Here is a 21,952-nt window from a genome sequence, read left to right on the forward strand (position 1 = left end):
GCCGGCATGGATCAAGCCTTGGCCCGGCGCAGGGCGGCCTTGACCTCGGAGGGCTTGACCCCCCGAACAGGAACAGCAGCGGGGGATAGACCGCCAGGGCGGCCAAGCAGGTCAGGGCCAGGGCGGCCTCCTTGGCCCCGAGGGCGTGGCCGGTCAGGCCCATGGCCCGCAGCGGAGCTTCGATCGCCTCGCGCCAGTGCGCGGCGGCGGCCAGCAGAAGGCCCATGCCCAGGCTCGCCAAAAGGATCCGCGCCAGGCGCGACCACGTCGCGAGGGTCGGATTGTAGTGCCCCTGCCGCCAGAGGCCGAACGCCATCTGGGCGACGTTGATCCAGGAGGCCACGGCGGTGGCGGCGGCGATGCCTTGCACGCCGAACAGGTGGAAGAACAGGAAGCCCAGCGCGATGTTCACCGCCACCGAGATCAGGGCGAAGCGCATCGGGCTCTTGGTGTCGCCGCGGGCGAAGAAGGCGCGCGAATAGAGCTGCTGCAACACGAAGGCGGGTGTGCCCAGGCCGTAGAAGAACAGCGCCGCCGCCGTCTGGCTGGCGTCATAGGCGGTGAACTGGCCGCGCGTGTACAGGCCGTCCGACAGGAACCCGGGCATGGCCACGAGGGCGGCGGCGGCGGGCAGGGTGAAGGCCATGGCCAGGGTCATGGCCTGGTCCATGGCGGTCTGGGCGTCGTCGCCATCGCCGGACTGCACCGCGCGCGAGAGGCGCGGCAGCAGGGCCACGCCAATGGCCACGCCCACCAGGCCCAGCGGCAGCTGATACAGGCGGTCGGCGGTCGCCAGCCAGGTGCGGCCGCCCGGCACGTGGCTGGCCAGGTTGCTGGAGATGAAGATATTGACCTGGGTGGCGCTGGCCGCGAGGGCGCCGGGGATGGCCTTGCCGATCAGCTCGCGCACCTCGGGCGTCAGGCGCGGCAGCCGCCAGTGGACCTTGGCGCCGGACTTGTTGACCCCCCACACCAGCAGCGCCGCCTGAGCCACGCCCGCGACGATCACGCCAACCGATCCCCACTGGGCGGCGCCGACGGCGGTGGTCTGCGGCAGGATGAAGATCAGGGTGGCGATGTTCAGCAGGATCGGCGCGCCCGCCGACAGGATGAAGTGGTCCCGAGCGTTCAGCACGCCCGACAGGTGCGCGACGATCGCCATGCAGGGCAGGTAGGGCATGGTGATCTGAGTCAGAAGCACCGCCAACTTGTACTTCTCGGTGCCCCAGCCGAAGCCGGGGCTGATCAGCATCATCAGCCAGGGCATGGCCAGCTGGCAGATGACGGTGATGAGGATGGTCGAGGCCGCCAGGGTAGCCATGGCGTCGGCGGCCAGGATGTCGGCCTTGTCCTCGCCATCACGCTGCAGAGACTTGGCGTAGGCCGGGACGAAAGCGGCGGCGAAGGCGCCTTCGGCGAAGAAGCGGCGGAAGAGGTTAGGGAAGGCGAGCGCGGTGTTGTAGGCGTCGGCCGCCGGCGTGGCGCTGGCGCCCATCCGGTAAGACACCGCCAGGTCCCGGAAAAAGCCCATGAACCGGCTGACCAGCGTCAGTCCCGAATAGATCACCGAGGACCTGAAAAGACCGCCCTTCTTGGGCGGGGTCTCGGAGGCGGGAGCGGGCGGCGCGGTGTCGGTCACGCCCGGCTTCTGGGCGCTCGACGGAAAGGCGTCAAGGGCTGCTCTGAGCCCATGCCGCCTTCATCGCGTGAGCCCGCTCGCCTGCGTCTAGGCGGCCACGCGCGCGTCCTCGCGCGTGATCCGCAGTTCGCCCATCCGCTGGGCCAGTCGCGTGGCTTCCTGGGCCAGGGAATGGCTGGCGGCGGTGGTTTCCTCGACCATGGCGGCGTTCTGCTGCGTCACCTGGTCCATCTGGTTCATGGTGGCGTTGATCTCGGTGAGACCGCGCGCCTGCTCGGTGGTCGAGGCGGCCATGGCGCCCACCAGATCGTCGATCTCGTCGACCTCTTGAGCGATCGCGCGCAGGGCCTCGCCCGTGCGGCCGACGAACTCGACGCCCTGGCCGACCTCGGTGGTGCTGGCGCTGATCAAGGTCTTGATCTCCTTGGCGGCGTCGGCGGAGCGCTGGGCCAGGGCCCGCACTTCCTGCGCCACCACGGCGAAGCCACGGCCCGCCTCGCCCGCCCGCGCGGCTTCGACCCCGGCGTTTAGCGCGAGGAGGTTCGTCTGGAAGGCGATCTCGTCGATGACGCCAATGATCTGGCCGATCTGGCTGGAGGATTTCTCGATGGCCCCCATCGCCTCGACGGCCTGGCCGACCACGGAGCCCGAAGCGTCGGCGGCGCGACGGGCGCGTTCCACCACTTGGCGGGCGCGGGCCGCGCCCTCGGCGGTCTGGCGCACCGTGCTGGTGATCTGATCCAGCGCCGCCACGGCCTCCTCAAGGCTGGCGGCCTGACGCTCGGTGCGCAGGGCCAGGTCGTCCGCCGCTTCGGAAATCTCCGCCGCGCCCCCGTGAATAGCCCTGGTCGCGTCGATCGAAGCGGCGATCACGCCCGACAGCTTCTCGACGGCGGCGTTGAAGTCGACCCGCAGCGCCTCGTAGCCGGCTGGGAACGGGCGCTCGATCCGGTGGCTGAGGTCGCCATTGGACATGTGGCCAAGCGCTTGCGCCAGGCTCTCGACAACAGCTTTTTGCGTGGCCTCGGCTTCCGCCCGGCGGCGTTCGCTTTCGCGGCGCTCGATCTCGAGCGCGTCGCGCACATCGGCGGCCTCCAACTCCTTTCGGCGGGCCTCCACCGTGTCGTGGAAGCTGCGCAGCGCGTCGCTCATCTGGCCGATCTCGTCCTGGCTTCGTTTCTTCGGCAGGACCACGTCGAGGTCTCCGGCGGCCAGCCGGCGCAGGCAATGTGTAATCTCAGTGAGCGGCGCCACCAGGCCCCGGCGGGCGACGAGCATCAAGAGCGCCGCCAAGGCGGCCGCCAACACGAGAAGCCCCGCCATGACCGCCTGGCCCAGCAGCCCCAGCGACTTGGCGGCGTCCGCGTCGTACGAGGCCGCAGCCTCGATCTCGGTCGAGGCGGCCTCCATCTTGTCCTCGAGCGCCGAGAACTGCTGACCAAAGCCGGCGAGCTTGGCGTTTGCGCCGGCGGGGTCGACATCAGCGGCGGCGACGATTTCCTCGGCGGCGGCGATATAGGCGCTGAGCGGCGCCTCGACGGCCTGCAGGGCGCTCTTGGTCCGGGGGTTCTCGGCCAGTTTGCCGCTCTCGGCGATATCATCCCGGAAGGCCTGGGTATGTTCGGCCAGGTCCGCTCGCACGGCCTTGAGGTCGACGCCAAGCGCAGGGTCGCTGGACATGATCGCGCCCATGACGTCCGCGCGCAGCGCGTCGTGCATCATGTCTGCGTGCATGTGCAGGCGAAGGATCCTGGCGGAGGCTTCCGCACGGGTCAGGGCGGAGTCCAGGCTCAAGGCCACCCACAAGCCCGCGCCGGCCGTGGCGGCGCAAAGCAGCGCCGCGCCGCCGGCCGCGCCCATGACCTTCTGACCTAAGGACGCCATGCCGTCATCTCCCGGAAGTCCAAATCGGGGCAATGATGACGGGCGACCCTTCTAACGAGCCTTAACCGGAGTGTTCTCGCCTCAGTGGCATAACGTCGCAGACAGGTATCACTGTTATGCTGGCGTCCTGCGCTCGGCGCGCCACCGCTAGCGCGGGATCTCGGCGGTCTTCACCAGCGCCACCTGACGGTAAACGGCGGCGATCTCGAAGTAGCGCCCGAAGGTGGCGTGAAACTGGTCGACGGCCTGCTTCACGCCCGGTCCGCCGATCTCGCTGACGTCGTGCCAGTAGTCGTCCAGCACCATCATGCCGCCGACGCTGAGCAGGCTGGCGCAGAAGCACAGGTCGATCAGCACGGCCAGGGCCGTATGGCTGCCGTCGACATAGATCAGGTCGAACTGCTCGCCCCGCTCCAGCATTTGCGGCAGGACATAGGTCGAGAAGCCCTTATGCGTCGTCAGGCTCCTGAAACCGCACTTGTCCATGTTGCGGCGAAAGCGCGGCTCGACCGCGTGATACTTTTCTTCTGGGTTCAGCGCCTCGTCGAACCAGGGATCGATCACCGTGACGGCCAGGCGATCGGGGAGCAGCCAGTCCATGAAGGCCAGGTTGCGGCCCTCATAGGCGCCGATCTCCATGTAGCGGATGGCCTCGCCCGCCGGGCGCTTGGCCGCGAAGTCGCGCAGCAGCGGCGTCACGAACGGAATGTTGTTGCTGGCCCAGGTCGAGGTGAACTCGAAGCCCTTGTCGGCGGCGTGGGCGTTGAAGGCCCCGACCACGGCGTGATCACGCGGACCGCCCAGCATGGTCTTGGCCAGGTTCGGCGCCAGGCGCGGATTGACCTTGGTCAGCGAGCGCAGCTTCGAGAGGCCGCCGCGATGGGTGACCGTCTCGGCGTCGAAGTGCATGTCGGCGGTCATGGTCCCGGCTCCTCCATCGGTTGCGGGGAGACTAGGACCAAGGTCTTAAGGAAGGGTCAGGCCGTGACGATCTGTCCGTCGCGCACCATGACGGGCCAGGGCGTCAGGCGGGCGCTGGTCGGACAGGGCCCGGCTACGCAGCCGCCGTCCTCGATACGGAACAGGGCCGCGTGGCCGGCGCACAGGATCAGGTCGTTGTCGCGGGTCAGGTAGCGCCCCGCAAAACCGGCCAGGGGCCAGCCGGCATGCGGACAGCTGTCGACGTAGCCGACGAGGGTCTCGCCCTTGCGCACCACGAAGCCGGCGAACATCGCGTCGCCCTCGCGCCAGCGAAAGCCCTTCGACCCGGGCGAGGGGACCTCGTCCAGGTCGCAGAGCAAGGTTCCCGCTGGCGGGCGGGCGGGATTGTCGTCAGCGTCCCGCAAGGGCTCAGAGCGCGCCGACGGCCACGCGCCAGGGGCGGACTTCGACGCTTTCGAACACCCCGGCGGCGGTGAAGGGGTCGTTGTCAGCCTGGGCCTGGGCGGCGGCCAGATCTTCGGCTTCGACGATCAGCAGCGAGCCGATCGGATTGCCATCGTCGCCCAGCAGCGCGCCGGCTAGCTTCAGGCCCGTCGACTGGTTCAGATAGTCGAGGTGGGTGGGACGTGTGGCCAGCCGGGTTTCCAGCGCGCCGGGCTTGTCCTTGCAGATGATGGCGAAGAGGGCCATGCGGGCGGTCCTTTTGATCAGGTTTCGGGTTTGAGAGGGCGCGACAGCAGGCCGGCTATGGCCGCGTCGACCGCGACCTCGCCCGCCAGGATGGCCGCGACGGCCTCGCAGATCGGCGCCTCGACGCCGACCTTGCGGGCCAGGGCGCGCACGGCGGGGGCCGAGGCCACGCCTTCGGCGACCGAGACCTTGCCCGCCAGCGCCTGTTCCAGGGTCAGGCCCTGGCCGAGCGCAAGGCCGACGCTCATGTTGCGCGACTGCGGGCTGGAGCAGGTGAGGACCAGGTCGCCCAGGCCGCAAAGGCCGGCCAGGGTCTCCGGGCGCGCGCCCAGCGCCACGGCCAGGCGCGTCAGCTCCGCGAAGCCGCGGGTGATCACCGTGGCGTGGGCGTTGCGGCCCAAGCCCTTGCCCTCGACGATGCCGCAGGCGATGGCCAGCACGTTCTTCACCGCCCCGCCGGCCTCAGCCCCGATCAGGTCGCTCGCCGTATAGGGACGGAAGGTCGGGATGGCGATCGCCTCGGCGATGGCGCGGCCCAGGGTCTCGTCTTCGCACGCCAGGGTGACGGCGGCGGGCAGGTTGCGGGCCACCTCGCCGGCGAAGCTGGGACCCGACAGCACGGCGATCGGCGCGCCCGGCAGGGCTTCGGCCGCCACGTCGGTCATCAGCTTCAGCGAGCCCTGCTCGACGCCCTTGGAGCACAGGACGACCGGCGCGGTAGCCTTGCGATGCGGAGCGAAGGCGGTCAGGGCCGCGCGCAGGTGTTGGGCGGGGGCGACCGCCAGGATCAGGTCGCAGTCGGCCAGGTCCGCAAGGTCGGCGACCGCCTTGATCCCCGGCTCCAGCGCTATGCCAGGCAGGAAGACGGCGTTCTCGTGAGCCGTGTTGACGGAGGCGACGACTTCCGGCTCGCGCGCCTGCAGCGTCACCGCAAGGCCGGCCCGGGCCGCCACCTGAGCCAGGGCCGTGCCCCAGGCGCCGGCGCCGATCACGCCGACCGTCTCAAAGGTCGTGGGCTTGAACGTCATGCCTTGGCTCCCTTGCGTCCGTAGGCGTTGGCGGGATTGGCCAGGGCCGCGGCTTCGTCCAGCGGCCAGCGCGGACGGGCGACGGCGTCCAGATCGTCGGACATGCCGAGCGCCAGTCGCTCGGCCCCCGCCAGGGCGATCATCGCGGCGTTGTCGGTGCAGTAGGCCAGCGGCGGGGCGGCGAACGAGAAGCCGTTCTTCTCGCAGTCGGCCAGCAGCGCCGCCCGCACCGCGCCGTTAGCCGCCACGCCGCCGGCGACGACGAAGCGCAGATCGTCCTGGCCGTGACTGTCCTTATAGAGCTTCATCGCCCGATCGACCCGCTCCGACAGCTGGCGGGCGATGGCGGCCTGGACGCCGGCGGCCAGATCGCGGCGCTCGTCGTCGGTGGTCAGGGTCTCGGCGATCCGCGCCGCCGCCGTCTTCAATCCCGAGAAGGAAAAGTCGCAGTCCTTGCGGCCGAGCAGGGCGCGCGGCAGGACGTAGCGCGCCGGATCGCCGCCCAAGGCCAGTTTCTCCAGCGCCGGTCCGCCCGGATAGGGCAGGCCCAGGCTCTTGGCGATCTTGTCGAAGGCCTCGCCCGCCGCGTCGTCGATGGTGGTGCCGAGGCGGCGACACGCGCCGACGCCCGATACTTCCAAAAGCTGACAATGGCCGCCGGAGACCAGCAATAGCAGGAACGGATAGGCGATATCGGCGCCGAGGCGGGCTGAGACGGCGTGGCCTTCCAGGTGATTCACCGCCACCAGCGGCACGCCGCGCGCCAAAGCCACGGCCTTGCCGAAGGCGAGGCCCACCATGACGCCGCCCACCAGACCCGGCCCCGCCGTCGCGGCGACGCCATCAAGAGCCTCGAACCCGACGCCCGCCGCGCGGACGGCCTCGGCGGCGATGGCGTCGATAGACTCCACGTGCGCCCGGGCGGCGATCTCCGGAACCACGCCGCCGAACGGGGCGTGCTTCTCGAACTGGGTGCCGATCACTGACGACAGCACCGTCACCGTGCCATCCGCCGCGCGGCGCACGACCGAGGCCGCGGTTTCGTCGCAGCTGGTCTCGAGGCCGAGGATGAGAAGGTCGGATTGCTTAGGGGATGTCATCAGGTTGCGGGCTTTCCGCCGCTCCTGTAGCAGCGAAGAACAGAATTCGTCTCCGCAGGTAACGTTCAGACCGTGTCCCGGCAACCTCCCATCCGCATCGGCGCCCGCGGCTCTAAGCTGTCCCTGGCCCAATCGGGCCTCATGCAGGCGCGGATCGCCCAGGCGCTCGGCGTCCCGGCCGGGGCGAGCCGGGAAGAGATCGAGGCGGCCGCCCCGCTGATCCCGATCGTCACCAGCGGCGACCGCATCCAGGACCGCCGCCTGATGGAGATCGGCGGCAAGGGCCTCTTCACCAAGGAGATCGAGGAGGCCCTGCTGGACGGCCGCATCGACTGCGCGGTCCATTCGCTGAAGGACATGCCGGCCGAACTGCCGCCGGGTCTGGTCCTGGCCGCGACGCCGGAGCGCGAAGATCCGCGCGACGCCTTCATCAGCCATATCTGCGAGCGCCTGGAAGACCTGCCCAAGGGCGCGCGCCTGGGGACCGCCAGCTTGCGCCGCCAGGCCCAGGCCCTGCATGTGCGGCCCGATCTTGAGATCGTGATGCTGCGCGGCAATGTCGACACGCGCCTGGCCAAGCTGGAGCGCGGCGAGGCCGACGCGATCCTTTTGGCCCAGTCGGGCCTGAACCGCCTGGGCCTTGGCCATCTGACCAAGAGCTGGCTTGACCCGGACGCCTGCCCGCCCGCGCCGGGCCAGGGCGCCCTCGTCATCGAGACCCGCGCCGAGGATGTGGGCGCGCCGTGGCTGGACGCCGTCCGTTGCCGCCAGACCACGATCGCCGTCGCTGCCGAGCGCGGCGCGCTGCTGGCGCTGGAAGGCTCGTGCCGCACCGCCATCGGAGCCCGCGCGATCCTCGACGGCGCACGCCTTTCGATGATCGTCGAGGCCCTGACCCCCGACGGCGCCCAGCGTTTCCGGCGCGAAGCCCAGATCGTCCTGACCGGCGCCGACGATGTCGGCGAAGCCCGCGCCTTCGGTCTGACGCTGGGGGCGGAGGTCCGTGCGGCCGGCGGCGACGCTATCGTCCTGCCGGAATAGACGCTTGAGCTCGGGCGCGCCGGTCTGGATCACCCGCGCCCAGCCCGGCGCCGCAGCGACGGCTGAGCGCGTCGCCGCGCTGGGCTTTTCGCCGATCGTCGACCCGCTGCTGGAGATTGCCCCGATCGCGGCGACGATCGACCTGTCCGGCGTGACCGCCCTGGCCTTCACCAGCGCCAATGGGGTCGAGGGCTTCGTCCGGTGCTCCGCACGGCGCGACTTGCCGGTCTTCACGGTGGGCGCGGCCACGGCCAAGGCCGCCCGGGACGCCGGTTTCTCCGCGACTCAAAGCGCGGACGGCGATGTCGGGTCGCTGGAACGTCTGATCGCTGAGGCCAGGCCCGGGCCGGTGCTGTGGGCGGGCGCCGAGGCGCCGGCCGGCGATCTTGTCGGCGGCTTGCGGGCGCGGGGTCTCGAGGCGCGGAGCATAGCGGTCTATGCGACGGTGGAGCGGGCGCCGACGAGGGCCACTCTGAGGTTGCTCGACGCGCCGTTGACGGTGCTGGTCCATTCACCCCGAGCGGCGCGCGCCTTGGCCCGGATTCTGGAGGGAGGACCGCCCTGCCCGGGCCTCCGGCTGCTCTGCCTCTCACCAGCCGTGGCCGCGCCGCTGGCGGTGGTCGCTGAACCCGGTTCTGTGGCGTTCGCGCCGCGCCCGGAGGAATCCGCGCTGCTCGACCTGCTGGGAGCTTGAGCGCGACGTTGCGCGACGCGACGGGGTGGGGCACGAATGGGCCATGAACGCCGATGTCGATCCTGCTGAAATCGCCGCGCCCAGCGATCCGGCGCTCTACGCCCGCCGCAGGGTGATGGGGCCGGGCGTCTGGGCCTGGCTCTTCCTCTGCCTGGTCTGTGTCGCTTTGGGCGCCGGCGTGGCGTGGTTCGGACCGTCGCTGTTCTCGCCGCGACCCCAGGCGGGTGAGAGCGCGGTCTCGGCCACCCCCAGCCCGCAACCGATCGCCGAGCGTGTGGCGTCCGGCTCGGCCCTTCCTCTGGAAGGCGGCGCGGCGTCGTCCCCTGCTTCGACCCTGCCGGACGAGCGGCTCGCCGCGCGAATCACCGCGCTGGAAGCCAGCCAGAAGACTGTCGCCGACGCGGCCATCGCCGCCCTGGCGGTCGCGACCCTGGCCGAGGCGGCGGAAACCTCGCGTCCGTTCGGGCCAGAGCTTCTGGGGCTGGAACGGGTTCTGCCCGGCTCTCCGGATCTTCGCGCCCTGGAGCCGTTGTCGCGCACCGGCGCGCCGACCCGCGCGGGCCTCGCGACCCAGTTCGGCAACCTCGCCGGCCGGGCCGCCAGCGCCTCGCGCAATCCCGGCGTCGACGCCGATCTCTTCTCACGGGTCCGCTACGCTCTCTCCAGCATCGTTTCGATCCGTCACGTAGGGTCGACCAAAGGATCCACGCCCGACGCTCTCCTGGCCCGCGCCCAGGCGCTGCTGGATGAAGGTGATGTTGAAGGCGCGGTCGCCGCGCTCGACCCGCTCAACGACTCGGCCCGCGAGGTGCTGGCGCCTTGGTTCGTCGCCGCCAATCGTCGGATCGAGATCGACCGTCACGTGTCGGCCGTACGCGCCGACGCCCTGGCCGAGCTGTCGCGGGTCTCGCGCGCCGCCGCCCCGGTCGCGCCATGACCCGGGTCGCCATCGCCTTCTTCCTGGTCGCCGTCGTCGCGGTCGGCGCCCTGGCCCTGGCCGGCGAGCCGGGCCGAGCTTCCCTGGAATGGATGGGCTGGCGGGTCGAGATGACGGCCGCCGCCGCCGCCCTGCTGACACTCTTTTCGGCCTTGATGTTCACCCTGCTCTGGCGCGGGATCATCTGGATTGTCGAGGCGCCGCGCCGCGCCGCCCGCGCCCGCGCCGAGGCCAAGCGGAAGCAGGCGATCGAGGCGCTGTCGCGCGGCTTCCTCGCCGTCGCGGCCGGGGATGGCTCTGAGGCCCGCCGCTTGGCGCAGAAGTCGTCCGAACTGGCCGAGGACGCGCCGGCCCTGGTCCGTGTGCTGGCCGCTCAGGCGGCTGAGATCGCCGGCGACCGCGGCGGCGCCAAGAGCGCCTACAACGCCATGCTCGGCTTTCCCGAGATGCGCCTGGCCGGGTTGCGGGGTCTGATGTTGGCCGCCCAGGCCGATGGCGATCGACAGGCGGCGATCCGTCACGCCGAGACCGCTTACGGCCTGGCGCGGACCGCGCGCTGGGCCTGGCGGGCGCTGCTGGAGGCCCGCCTGGAGGCGGGCGACTGGGCCGCCGCCCTGGAGCTGGTCCAGGGCGCGCTGGAGCGCAAGATCGTCTCGCCGGTCGTGGCCGAGCGCAGCCGCGCGGCCTTGCTGGCCGCCTCGGCCGCCAGCCTGGTCGACTCGCCCGATCCGAAGGCCCGGGCCCAGGCGCTCGACTTCGCGACCCAGGCGGCCAAGCTCAAGCCCGACTTCGCGCCCGGCGTGGTGATGGCCGCGCGCCTGCTGGCCGAGGACGGCAAGACGTCGAAGGCCGCCGGCCTGATCGAGACGGCCTGGAAGGCCGAGCCTCATCCGGCCCTGTGGCTGGCCTATCGTGACCTGAAGACCAACGAACTGCCCAAGGCCCGCGCCCAGCGTCTGGCCGGCCTGGCCGCGCTGAAGCCCGAGGCGCGGGAAAGCCGCCTGCTGCGGGTCGAAAGCGCGCTGATCGGCGGTGACCCGGTCGCCGCCCGCGCCGCCGCCCGCCTGTTGGACGAGTCTGCGCCGACGGCGCGTTTCGCCGGCCTGATGGCGCGCGTCGCCGCCGCCAACGGTCAGGCCGACGAGGCCCGCGCCTGGATCGCGCGCGGCGTCGACGCGCCGCAGGAGCCCGACTGGTCTGACCTGGACCCCGAAGGCCTCGCGTTCGCCTATCAACGCGACGACTGGGCGCGACTCGCCGTCAGCTACGCCGAGACCGGCCAGCTGATCCATCCGCGTCACGAGCGGCGCGAGCGGACCATGAACGACTTGCCCGAGCTGCCCTCGGCCTATGCGGAAGCGACGCCTTTCATCCGCGCGGCCGAGACCGGCGGCGCCCTGCTGCCCATTCCCGACGACCCCGGCGTGTTCGACGCGCCGCCGATTCCGGAGCCTCCGGAAAGCGGTCCGGCGCCCCGTCGCAATTCTGGTGCAAGACGACGCTTGCCGAGCGGCTCGCGCGCCGCTAAATAGGCGCTCCCTTCGCTTCGGAGCGCCCGCTTCGAAGCCCGTGGGCCGCCTTAGCTCAGCCGGTAGAGCGGCGCATTCGTAATGCGTAGGTCAGGTGTTCGAGTCACCTAGGCGGCACCACTTTTTCTTCTCCCTTCCTTCAAATCGGAACTTCGCCTGAGCGCGGGCCGTTCGGCTCTCGAAGGAGACTCGCATGGCTGATCGCGTCGATGATGAAACCGCCTTCGAGGAGTTGATGGCGTTCCTCGACAATCCGCCCGAGCCCGGCGGCGCCGAGGACGCGCGGTTTGGCGAGCGGCTGAGGCAGGTGATCGCCGCGTCCGTGCCGCTGAGCGAGGATGAGGACCCCGAGGACGCGCCGACCCTGGCTCTGGACGCCGATCTCAGGTCACGGCTCGAGGCTCTCGCCCACAAGCGCGCGGGGGGAAATTACTTCGGGGAGCATCCCGACGGTATCGGGCCGACCCTGGGCATGGATCTGAGCAAGTCCTGACCGGCTCGGTCGCGAGGGCCAGAGGCTCAGCGCCGCCGACGCCGGGTGGCGCCGCCGGTCAGGCCGCCCAAGAGGCCGCGCATCAGTTCGCGCCCGGCCTGTGACGCCACCGTCCGCACCAGGGTGACGGCGAACGCCTCGACCATGGTCTGGCGGCCGGAGGCGCGGGGGCGGCTTTCGCGCGCGTCCCGCGCGGCCTCCCGCTCGCGGATCTTGGCTTCGGCGGCTTCGCGCTGGTCGGCTTCCGCGGCCTCGCGGGCGTCCTGGGCCTCGCGCTGCGCCTGTTGGGCGCGGCCCTGCAGGATCTCGTAGGCCGAATCGCGGTCCTCGGCGGTGTCGTAGACGCCGGCGACCGGGCTTTGCGCCTGCAACGCCGCGCGCTCCTGCGGCGTCAGCGGGCCAAGGCGCGATGCGGGCGGGCGGATCAGGGTCTTCTGGACGACGCGCGGGGCGCCCTTCTCGTCCAGAGTCGAGACGAGGGCCTCGCCGACGCCCAGCGCCTGGATGGTCTCGGCGGTGTCGAAGCTTGGATTGACCCGGAAGGACTGGGCGGCGGCCTTGAGGCCCTTCTGGTCGGCGGGGGTGTAGGCGCGCAGGGCGTGCTGGACGCGCGCGCCCAACTGGCCCAGCACCGCGTCAGGGATATCCGCAGGGTTTTGGGTGACGAAGTAGACGCCCACCCCCTTCGAGCGGATCAGGCGGACCACTTGCTCGATCTTTTCCAGAAGCGGCTTGGGCGCGTCGTTGAACAGCAGGTGCGCCTCGTCGAAGAAGAAGACGAGCCTGGGCTTCTCGGGATCGCCGACCTCGGGAAGCACCTCGAACAGCTCCGACAGCAGCCAGAGCAGGAAGGTCGAGTAGAGCTTGGGCGACTGGATCAGCCGGTCCGCCGCCAGCAGGTTCACATAGCCGCGCCCGGCCGCGTCGGTGCGCATCAGGTCCGACAGGTCCAGCGCCGGCTCGCCGAAGAAGTGCTCGGCGCCTTGCGTTTGCAGGGTCAGCAGCTTGCGCTGGATGGCGCCCACCGTGGCGGGGGCGACATTGCCGTACTGCGTGCCGATGTCGTCGGCGTTGTCGGCGACATATTTCAGCGCCGCCTGGAGATCTTTCAGGTCCAGAAGCAGAAGGCCGTCCTTGTCGGCGACATGGAAGGCGATGGTCAGCACCCCTTCCTGCACGTCGTTCAGCTCCAGCAGACGGGCCAGCAGAAGCGGCCCCATCTCCGAGATGGTGGTGCGGATCGGGTGGCCCTTCTGGCCGAACAGGTCCCAGAACATGACCGGCGGCGCGGCGGGGGTCAGGACCAGGTCCATCGACTGGGCGCGCGCCAGCATCTTCTCGTTGGGCGCGCCGGGCATGGCCACGCCCGACAGGTCGCCCTTCACGTCGGCCGCGAACACCGGAACGCCGGCGTCGGAGAAGGCCTGGGCCAGAACCTGCAACGTGACGGTCTTGCCCGTCCCCGTCGCGCCGGCCACGACGCCGTGCCGGTTCGAACGGTCGAGCCGCTGCGTCACCGGGCCTTCGCCCAGTCCGACGAGGATCTCGTTTTCGCCGATCGACAGCGTCATGGGCAAACTCCTTACATCTATGCGCGTTCGACCCTAAACGGGGCCTTGCGCCGCGCCAATCGGGCCGGGCAAAGTCGATCGCGTATCTGGAGAAATTTTACAAATGCCGGCTCCCGCCCCGCCGTCGGTCACGACGCGCAACGCCGTGGTCTTCCTGGCCGTCATCGCCGGCGCGGCGACGTTGAAGTGGATGCAGGACATCCTGACGCCCCTGGCCCTGGCGCTGTTCCTGGCGGTGATGATCGACAGCTTCGCGCGGGTCCTGACCGATCGGACGCCCCGTTTCCCAAGGCGGTTGGCCCTGCCCACGGCGGTGGTGCTTTCGCTGCTGCTGTTCGGCGTCTCCATCTGGATCGTCGTCGACAACGGCAAGGAGTTCTTCGACCACTCCACGCAGTACATCGACAGCCTCAACGCCATCATCGCCAAGTTCACGCCGACCGTGGCGCGCCTGGCGCCGGGCCTGGAGCTCTCGGTCGCGCCGACGATCGGCGACCTGGTCAAGCAATGGAACCCGCAACGCTATTTCGGCGACGTGGCCCAGTCGTTCAACAGCTTCGCCACCAGCGCGGTGCTGGTGCTGATCTATCTCGGCTTCATCCTGGCGTCGCGACGCGGCTTCGCCCGCAAGATCGTGGCGCTGTTCCCGAACCATGCCGAGCGGGACACGAACATGAAAATGTTCGAGCGCATCCGCGACGGCGTCGAGCAGTACCTGTGGATCCAGACCGTCACGGGGCTGATGATCGCCGCCGCCGCCTTCGTGGTGATGATGCTGGTGGGCCTGGACAACGCCTTCTTCTGGGCCTTTCTGATCTTCCTGGCGGCCTATATTCCGATCCTCGGCGGCGCGATCGGCTGCTTCCTGCCGCCGATCTTCGCGCTGATCCAGTTCCCGGACAGCCTGTGGCCGGCGATCATCCTGTTCGCGGCGCTGCAAGGCATCTTCTTCGTGGTGGGCAACGTCGTCCTTCCCCGGATGCAGGGCGACAGCCTGAACATGGACCCTACGGTCGTGCTGCTGTCGCTGGCGGTCTGGGGCGCGCTCTGGGGTGTGCCGGGCATGTTCCTGTCGACGCCTCTGACAGTGGCCGCAATGGTCATCCTCGCGCAGTTCGAAGGCTCGCGCTGGATCGCGATCCTGCTCTCTGAGGATGGCGATCCTCAGGGGATTCCTGAGTCCTCGGCCGAGGCGCCGCCCGCGAAGCGAAAGAAATGAGCCGCCCCCTTAAACCCGCGGCGTCAGCCCCTATCTCTAGTCTGTCCGGCTCCCCCCACCCGGACAAAACCCCGACGAGAGCCGGCCTCGCCGCTCGTGTCGTCGCGGAGGACGCCCGCCTTCCCCTGAGCGGGCCTGCGCCGCCGGCTTCCCCCCAGCCGGCGGCGTTTCCGTTTTCGCGGCGCTTCCCGGAAATGGCACAATTTGTTTTCGATTACCGACGTAACGGTTGAAGTGAAGCCCAAAAGGGCTAGGTTGCGGCCAAAAATTCGCGAGGGAATCCCATGGTCGGTGCAAGAATTGACCTCAAGTCCGCTGACGCTCCGATCAGTCCGCTGGTGACCGCCTTCGCCAAGGCGCTGGGCAAGACGCTCGAGGAACTCTCGCCGGCCGCGCTCGATTTCGCCGCCCAGGCGCAGGACGACTGGTCGGCCGAGGAACTGCCCGGACTGGACGTCGCCGACGTGGCCGGCGCCCTCGCCGATTTCTGGCGCTTTGGCGAAAGCGCCAAGGACGTGGCCGAACCGGCCATCCGCATCCGTCGCGCCGACGGCGGCCAGACCCCCTCCGACCTGCTGGAGATCGTGCAGATCGACCGGCCGTTCCTGGTCGACAGCATCATGGGCGAGGTGACCGAGGCGGGCTTCTCGGTCCGCGCCATGTTCCACCCGGTCTCCGACCTCGGCGGCGTGCGCCGCTCAATGATCCAGATCTGGCTGGCTCCGGTGGGCGAAGATCGCGAGGACGCCCTGGTACAAGCCGTTCGCGACGTGCTCGGCGACGTCGCCATGGCCGTTCAGGATTTCGAGGCGATGCGCGGCCTGATGCGCCGCACCATCGAGGAGTTGAAGAGCGCGTCCGCGCCGGTTTCCGGCGACGAGAAGACCGAGGACATGGCGTTCCTCGACTGGCTGGAGCGTGACCACTTCGTCTTCCTGGGCGCGCGGATTTACGAGTATCCCCGGACCGCCGACGGCGGCTACGCGGCCGAAGAGCCGCTTTATCAGCCGGAAGGCAGCCTCGGCGTTCTGCGCGATCAGGGCCGTACGGTTCTGCGTCGCAGCAGCGAGCCGGCGATCCTCTCGGCCCAGATCCGCACGCACATCGACATCGGCGAGCCGATCGTGGTGGCCAAGTCGAACCTGCGCTCGCGCGTGCATCGGCGGGGTTACATGGACTATGTCGGCGTCCGCCGTTACGGCGCCGACGGTAAGCCCTCGGGCGAGGTCCGTTTCGTGGGTCTGTTCACGGCCGAGGCCTATGAGACGCCCGCCAACGCCGTTCCGCTGATCCGCCGCAAGGTGGGTCACGTGCTCTCGCGCGCCGGCAAGGATCCGGACAGCCATAACGGCAAGCGCCTGCGCAACATCCTCGAGACCTGGCCGCGCGACGAGCTGTTCCAGACCGAGGAAGACCAGCTGCTGGCGATGGCGCTGGGCGTCCTGCACCTGTACGACCGGCCCCGGGTGAAGCTGTTCGCGCGGCGTGACCCGTTCGATCGCTTCATCTCGGTGCTAATGTTCGTGCCGCGCGACCGCTACGACTCCGGAGTCCGCGCACGGGCGGGTCAGATCCTGGCCGAAGCGTTCCGGGGCCGGGTTTCGGCCTACTATCCGAGCTTCTCCGACGCGCCCCTGGCGCGAGTGCATTACATTCTGGGCGTGACGCCGGGCGACCACGCCGAGCCGGACATGGCCGCCGTCGAGGCCGCCATCACCGAGACCGCCCGCACCTGGGACGACCGCTTCGAGGCTGTCATCCGCGAGGGCCAGGCCGGCCGCGTGGCCCAACTGCTGAGCCGCTACGCCGGCGCGTTCCCGCCCGGCTATCGCGACCAGTACGACGCCGCCGAGGCCCTGGCCGACATCCAGGTCATCGACGACCTGCGCGAGGGCGAGGCTGTTCGCGTGCGCGCCTTCCGCCGGGAGGAAGACAGCCCGGTCACCTTCCGCTTCAAGCTCTACCGCCCCGGGGCGGCCGCGCCGCTGGCGGACGTGCTGCCCATCCTCGAGCACATGGGTCTGAAAGCCCTGATCGAGGAAGGCTTCAAGGTTGCTCCGAGCGGCCAGCCCGTCTGGGTGCACGAATTCGTCCTGCGCGATGAAGAGGGCGAACACCTGGTCTTCGCCGACGTCAAGCAGGCCTTCGAGGCGGCCTTCGTCGCGATCTGGACCGGGCGCGCCGAAAGCGACGGCTTCAACCGCCTGGTGCTGGAACTGGGCATTGGCTGGCGCGAGGCGGCGCTGATCCGCGCCCTGGCGCGCTACCGCCAGCAGTCCGGCCTGGACCCCAGCCAAGGTGTTCAGGAGCAGGCCCTGTCGGACCATCCGGGCGTCGCGCGCCTGATCCTGGATCTGTTCCAGACCAAGTTCGATCCGGCCATCCGCGTTGATCTGAAGACCCGCCAGGAACAGGCCAAGGCCGTCGAGGCCAAGATCGTCGAGGCGCTGCAGGCCGTCGAAAGTCTGGACGCCGACCGCGTGCTGCGCCGCCTGGCCGCACTGGTGGGCGCGATCCAGCGCACCAACTTCTACCAGCCCGCCGCCGACGGCGAGCCCAAGCCCTATATCAGCTTCAAGATCGCCTCGCGCGAGCTGGAAGACCTGCCGGCGCCCAAGCCTTATCGCGAGATCTATGTCTCGGCGCCGCACGTCGAGGGCGTCCACCTGCGTTTCGGTCCGGTCGCTCGCGGTGGTTTGCGCTGGTCGGATCGCCGCGACGACTTCCGCACCGAGGTGCTGGGTCTGGTGAAGGCGCAGCAGGTCAAGAACGCGGTCATCGTGCCGGTCGGCTCCAAGGGCGGCTTCTATCCGAAGCAACTGCCGCGCGGTGGTGATCGCGACGCGATCCAGGCCGAGGCGATCCGCGCCTACAAGACCTTCCTGTCGGGTCTGCTGGACCTGACCGACAATATCGACGCGGATAACCAGGTCGTCCCGCCGCCGTCGGTCGTCGCTCATGACGCGCAGGACCCCTATCTCGTGGTCGCCGCCGACAAGGGCACCGCCACCTTCTCCGACATCGCCAACGGCGTGGCCGAGAGCTACGGCTTCTGGCTGGGCGACGCCTTCGCCTCGGGCGGTTCGGTCGGCTACGACCACAAGGTCATGGGCATCACCGCCCGCGGCGCCTGGGAAGCGGTCAAGCGCCACTTCCGCGAGCTGGGCAAGGATATCCAGACCGAGCCCTTCACTGCGGTCGGCGTCGGCGACATGTCGGGCGACGTGTTCGGCAACGGCATGCTGCTGTCCAAGCAGACCAAGCTCTTGGCCGCCTTCGACCACCGTCACATCTTCCTCGACCCCAACCCCGATCCCGCCGTCTCGTGGGCCGAGCGCGACCGGATGTTCAAGCTGCCGCGCTCGTCGTGGGAGGACTACGACAAGTCGAAGATCTCGGCCGGCGGGGGTGTCTTCGCCCGCAGCCTGAAGAGCATTCCGCTGTCGGCCGAGGTCCGCGCCATGCTGGAGATCAAGGCCGAGGCCGTCTCTCCCGCCGAGCTGATGACCGCCATTCTGAAGTCGAAGGCCGAGCTGCTCTATCTCGGCGGCATCGGCACCTATGTGAAGGCCAAGGGCGAGACCAACGCCGACGCCGGCGACAAGGCCAATGACGCCATCCGCATCAACGGCTCGGACCTGCGGGTGAAGGTGGTCGGCGAGGGCGCGAACCTGGGCCTGACCCAGGCCGGCCGGATCGAGTTCGCCCAAGCCGGCGGCCACATCAACACCGACGCCATTGACAACTCGGCCGGCGTCGACAGCTCCGACCACGAGGTCAACATCAAGATCCTGACCGGGATCCTGGAGCGCAGCGGCCAGCTGGATCGCGACAGCCGCAACACGCTGCTGGCCTCGATGACCGACGACGTCGCCCATCACGTGCTCGAGCACAACTACGACCAGACCCTGGCCCTGACCCTGCTGGAAAGCGACGCGGTCAGCGAGGTCGACGCCCAGATCCGCTACATGGTGGACCTTGAGCAGCGCGGGCGCCTCGATCGCCGCGTCGAGGGCCTGCCGACCAACACCGCCCTGCTGGAGCGCAAAGCGGCTGGCAAGGGTCTGACCCGGCCCGAACTGGCGGTCGTTCTGGCCTACGGCAAGCTCGACCTCTTCGACGAAATCGTCGCCAGCCAGTCGCCCGACGACCCGTGGTTCGAGGCCACCCTGCGCGGCTACTTCCCCAAGGCGCTGAATCAATACGCCGACGCCATGCAGAAGCACCGGCTCAAGCGCGAGATCATCGCCACGGTGGTCGGCAACCAGATGGTCAACATGTGCGGCCCGACCTTCGTCAGCCGCCTGAAGGCCGCCGCCGGGGCCGACATCAACGCCGTGGTGGTGGGCTTCACCGCCGCCCGCGAAATCCTCGGGATCGACGGCCTGTGGGACCAGGTCAACGGCCTGGACAACAAGGCCTCGGCCGAGGGCCAGACCGCGCTCTACAAGGCCCTGGCCTACGCCCTGCGCAGCCTGACCTTCTGGCTGGCGCGCCGCGCCCAGCGCGACGCGGCCAGCGTCCGGGCCCTGGTCGACGCCTATGGCCCCTCGGTCGCCGCGCTGAAGGCGCTGGCCCCGGCGATCCTGTCGCCGTTCGAGCAGAAGGCCGTGTCCAAGCGGGTAAAGGCCTATGTCGCCGACGGCGCCCCCGAGTCCCTGGCCCAGGCGGTCGCGGCCCTCCAGCCGTTGACGACCGCCGCCGATCTCGTCGATCTGGCCAACGCCTCCAGCTGGAGCGTCGAGAACGTGGCGCGGCTCTATCATCAGGTCGGCGCGGCGTTCGGCTTCGACCGTCTGCGCGGCGCGGCCGGCTCGTTCGTGGGCGGCGACGCCTTCGAGCGTCTGGCGGTCCGTCGGCTGATCGAGGACATGCTGACCGAGCAGACCTCGATCACCCAGCAGGTCCTGAAGTTCGCCGCCAACGCCCAGGCTGGCGAGGACGAGGGCGCGGCCAAGGCGGCCATCTCGTCGTGGGCAGCCCTGCGCGGCGATCGTCCCCGCGCCGTCAAGCGCACGATCGAGGACATCGAACAGGCCGGCGGCGGCTGGACCTTCGCCAAGCTGACGATCGCCAACGCCGCCCTGCGCGAACTGTCGAGCGCGGCCTAAGGCTGGGGTTCTGCGCCTTCTCCGTCCTGGACGGGGGAGGCGGACAGGGCCTGACAGGATCTTCCCGCGTTGCGGTTGTCGGCCGACGCGGAACAAGGCAGGGTTCTCCCGAGGGGGAGCTCATGACCAAGGACCGCATCGTACTGCTCGATTCCTTGCGGGGTCTCGGCGTTCTCGGGATTTTGCTGTGCAACGCGCCGGACTTCGCCGTGCCGCCGGGGGTCGCCGAGGCGGTGAAGTCCTGGCCGCACGGCACAGGCCCGGAGACGCTCGGCGTCTGGTTCGTCACCCAATGGTTGTTCCAGCGAAAGTTCGTGACGCTGTTCTCGATGCTGTTCGGCGTGTCGATCTTCCTGGTCGGCGGCGAACGGGCCGACAAGGAACGCGGCGCGACGCTGCGCAAGCGCCTGTCCTGGATGGTCCTGTTCGGCGTGCTGCACGGCTTCGCCATCTGGTACGGCGACGTGCTGCTCAGCTACGCCCTGGCCGGCTTCGCGGTGATGTTCGCGCGGTCCTGGAGTCCCAAGCGGCTGCTGTGGACCGGCGTCAGCATCTGGGTGGTGTTCTCGCTGCTGATGACCGCCGGGGCCGTGGCGATGATGCTGGCCCCGCCCAGCGCCGAGCTGGGCGCCGGCGAAAGCGCTCAGATCGCCAAGGCCGGTCTGGCCGAGATCCAGTACAGCGGGACCTTCCTGCAGTCGCTGGTCCAGAACGCCAAGGACCGCCTGACCCTGCTGCCCAACGAGCCGATCATCTTCATGATGACCGCCAGCCTGATGATGATCGGCCTGGCGTGCTTCAAGCTGGGGCTGTTCACCGGCGAGGCGCGGACACGGACCTATGTGATCCTGCTGGTCATCGGCCTGCTGGCCCTGGCCGGGGTCGGGTTCGTGTTCTTTCAGTTCATCGTCCGGGGACTTCCGCGTCCGATGAGCATGGTGGGCCTGACCGTCCAGATGGCCACCGCGCCGCTGACCACCCTGGCCTATGTCAGCCTGATGGTCTTCGCCTCGCGCTCGAAAGGATTCTGGAGCGCGATCCCGAAGGCCCTGGCGCCGGTGGGGCAGATGGCCTTCACCAACTATCTGGCTCAGTCGCTGATCATGACCGCCATCTTCTATGGCGGACGCGGTCTGAACCTGCATGGCGAGATCGACCGGCCGGGGCTGGCGGCCATCACCGTCGGAATCTGGATCGTCCAGATTCTGTGGTCGCGCTGGTGGATGGACCGTTTTGAGATGGGGCCGCTGGAATGGCTGTGGCGGCGCCTGTATCGCGGCCCGACGCCGCTGCGGCGACCCAAGCTAGAGGCAGCGGCCTAGCGCTCCGGCGAAATAGCCCTGCACCGCCTGGAAGAGGTCCGGGCGGTAACGGGCGCGGGGATCATTGGCGCGGTTGTCGTCGAAGGCGTGGGTGGCGTCGGCATGGAAGACGCGATCCACGCTGAGGCCGTCGGCCGTCAGCCGGTCCAGCGCCTTGGCCGGGGCCTTCCAGCCAACGACCTGATCCTTGCCGGCCAGGACTGACCAGACCGGCGGCGCGCCTTCGCCCCAGCCGCGCGAGGCGGTCAGCGAGCCATAGCCGGCATAGGGATAGACCAGCAGCGTCCCCTTGACCCTTTCGCGAAGCTTGGCGGGGTCGGCGTCGACCAGGGTCGTTCCCCGGGCGGCGCTTTTGCCCACGGCGTAGCTGTCCATGATCGTCCAGCCGCCGTGGCTCCAGCCCGCCAGGAAGACGCGACTGGCGTCGGCCCAGCCTTGCGTTTCCAGCCAGGTCAGCATGGCGAAGATGTCGGCTGCGCGCCTGAGGCCGTGCAGCGCCACGCCGGTGCAGACGAACAGCTTGGCGTCGAGCGTCGACATGCCGCGCGGCTTGAGCGAGTCGACGACGACCGCCGCCCAGCCGGCCTGCACGGCGACGCGGGCATAGTCCTCCAGGAACGGCGTCTTGCCGCCGCAGCCGTGCAGGATCAGCGCCACCGGGAAGGGGCCGGGCCCCGCAGGCTTGAACACCCGCGAGTGCTTGGCGACCTTTTCCCCCCAGGCGGCGCTGTCCATCAGTCCCTCATCGGATC

Annotated in this window: 16 protein-coding genes, 1 tRNA gene and 1 pseudogene; 9 read left to right on the top strand and 9 right to left on the bottom strand. The window is 69.6% G+C overall.

What is annotated here, in order from left to right:
• Positions 1-11: 11 nt before the first annotated feature.
• The 7 genes and pseudogenes from murJ to tsaD form a co-directional block, all read right to left on the bottom strand.
• Positions 12-1,639, bottom strand: a pseudogene (gene murJ / locus CSW63_RS01920) (murein biosynthesis integral membrane protein MurJ).
• A gap of 87 nt (positions 1,640-1,726) precedes the next feature.
• The gene (locus tag CSW63_RS01925) at positions 1,727-3,523 is read right to left on the bottom strand and encodes a methyl-accepting chemotaxis protein (RefSeq protein ID WP_062097553.1); all 1,797 of its coding nucleotides are present in this window, start codon (positions 3,521-3,523) and stop codon (positions 1,727-1,729) included.
• Between the two features lie 147 nt (positions 3,524-3,670).
• The gene (locus CSW63_RS01930) at positions 3,671-4,444 is read right to left on the bottom strand and encodes a class I SAM-dependent methyltransferase (RefSeq protein WP_062097554.1); all 774 of its coding nucleotides are present in this window, start codon (positions 4,442-4,444) and stop codon (positions 3,671-3,673) included.
• 56 nt (positions 4,445-4,500) lie between these two features.
• Positions 4,501-4,869 (bottom strand): Rieske (2Fe-2S) protein, encoded by a 369-nt coding sequence (locus CSW63_RS01935; RefSeq protein ID WP_062097556.1) that lies wholly within the window; start codon positions 4,867-4,869, stop codon positions 4,501-4,503.
• A 4-nt stretch (positions 4,870-4,873) separates the two neighbouring features.
• The gene (locus tag CSW63_RS01940) at positions 4,874-5,155 is read right to left on the bottom strand and encodes a YciI family protein (protein WP_062097558.1); all 282 of its coding nucleotides are present in this window, start codon (positions 5,153-5,155) and stop codon (positions 4,874-4,876) included.
• Positions 5,156-5,172: 17 nt separating this feature from the next.
• The gene (locus CSW63_RS01945) at positions 5,173-6,183 is read right to left on the bottom strand and encodes an NAD(P)H-dependent glycerol-3-phosphate dehydrogenase (RefSeq protein ID WP_062097560.1); all 1,011 of its coding nucleotides are present in this window, start codon (positions 6,181-6,183) and stop codon (positions 5,173-5,175) included.
• A complete protein-coding gene (tsaD, locus tag CSW63_RS01950; protein WP_062097563.1) occupies positions 6,180-7,283 on the bottom strand; it encodes a tRNA (adenosine(37)-N6)-threonylcarbamoyltransferase complex transferase subunit TsaD in 1,104 nt (367 codons plus the stop codon). Before tsaD ends, CSW63_RS01945 begins: the two co-directional genes overlap by 4 nt.
• A 72-nt stretch (positions 7,284-7,355) precedes the next feature.
• Here tsaD and hemC point away from each other — a divergent pair, with 72 nt between their 5' ends.
• From hemC to CSW63_RS01980, 6 genes are all read left to right on the top strand, one after another.
• On the top strand, positions 7,356-8,324 hold the full coding sequence (hemC, locus tag CSW63_RS01955) for a hydroxymethylbilane synthase (RefSeq protein WP_062097565.1): 969 nt from the start codon (positions 7,356-7,358) through the stop codon (positions 8,322-8,324).
• A gap of 4 nt (positions 8,325-8,328) precedes the next feature.
• A complete protein-coding gene (locus CSW63_RS01960; protein ID WP_062097567.1) occupies positions 8,329-9,018 on the top strand; it encodes a uroporphyrinogen-III synthase in 690 nt (229 codons plus the stop codon).
• A 43-nt stretch (positions 9,019-9,061) separates the two neighbouring features.
• Positions 9,062-9,955, top strand: coding sequence for a COG4223 family protein (locus tag CSW63_RS01965; protein ID WP_082749606.1), 894 nt, complete (start codon positions 9,062-9,064; stop codon positions 9,953-9,955).
• Positions 9,952-11,487 (top strand): heme biosynthesis protein HemY, encoded by a 1,536-nt coding sequence (locus CSW63_RS01970; RefSeq protein WP_062097570.1) that lies wholly within the window; start codon positions 9,952-9,954, stop codon positions 11,485-11,487. Before CSW63_RS01965 ends, CSW63_RS01970 begins: the two co-directional genes overlap by 4 nt.
• A gap of 41 nt (positions 11,488-11,528) precedes the next feature.
• Positions 11,529-11,604, top strand: a tRNA-Thr gene (locus CSW63_RS01975).
• Positions 11,605-11,677: 73 nt separating this feature from the next.
• Positions 11,678-11,977: a hypothetical protein gene (locus tag CSW63_RS01980; protein WP_082749607.1), complete on the top strand. Its 300-nt coding sequence runs from the start codon at positions 11,678-11,680 to the stop codon at positions 11,975-11,977.
• 26 nt (positions 11,978-12,003) lie between these two features.
• Here CSW63_RS01980 and CSW63_RS01985 read toward each other — a convergent pair whose 3' ends face one another.
• The gene (locus tag CSW63_RS01985) at positions 12,004-13,548 is read right to left on the bottom strand and encodes a helicase HerA-like C-terminal domain-containing protein (protein ID WP_082749608.1); all 1,545 of its coding nucleotides are present in this window, start codon (positions 13,546-13,548) and stop codon (positions 12,004-12,006) included.
• Between the two features lie 103 nt (positions 13,549-13,651).
• Here CSW63_RS01985 and CSW63_RS01990 point away from each other — a divergent pair, with 103 nt between their 5' ends.
• The 3 genes from CSW63_RS01990 to CSW63_RS02000 all read left to right on the top strand — a co-directional run bounded on the left by CSW63_RS01990 (position 13,652) and on the right by CSW63_RS02000 (position 21,200).
• The gene (locus CSW63_RS01990) at positions 13,652-14,767 is read left to right on the top strand and encodes an AI-2E family transporter (protein ID WP_062097574.1); all 1,116 of its coding nucleotides are present in this window, start codon (positions 13,652-13,654) and stop codon (positions 14,765-14,767) included.
• 284 nt (positions 14,768-15,051) lie between these two features.
• Complete coding sequence (locus tag CSW63_RS01995) at positions 15,052-19,878, top strand: NAD-glutamate dehydrogenase (protein ID WP_062097576.1); 4,827 nt, start codon at positions 15,052-15,054, stop codon at positions 19,876-19,878.
• Between the two features lie 122 nt (positions 19,879-20,000).
• On the top strand, positions 20,001-21,200 hold the full coding sequence (locus CSW63_RS02000) for a DUF418 domain-containing protein (RefSeq protein ID WP_062097577.1): 1,200 nt from the start codon (positions 20,001-20,003) through the stop codon (positions 21,198-21,200).
• Here CSW63_RS02000 and CSW63_RS02005 read toward each other — a convergent pair.
• Positions 21,183-21,935: a dienelactone hydrolase family protein gene (locus tag CSW63_RS02005; RefSeq protein WP_062097578.1), complete on the bottom strand. Its 753-nt coding sequence runs from the start codon at positions 21,933-21,935 to the stop codon at positions 21,183-21,185. The genes CSW63_RS02000 and CSW63_RS02005 overlap by 18 nt on opposite strands.
• Between the last annotated feature and the right edge of the window lie 17 nt (positions 21,936-21,952).

This window comes from Caulobacter sp. FWC26, from assembly GCF_002742645.2.
In the GTDB taxonomy this organism is placed as follows: domain Bacteria; phylum Pseudomonadota; class Alphaproteobacteria; order Caulobacterales; family Caulobacteraceae; genus Caulobacter.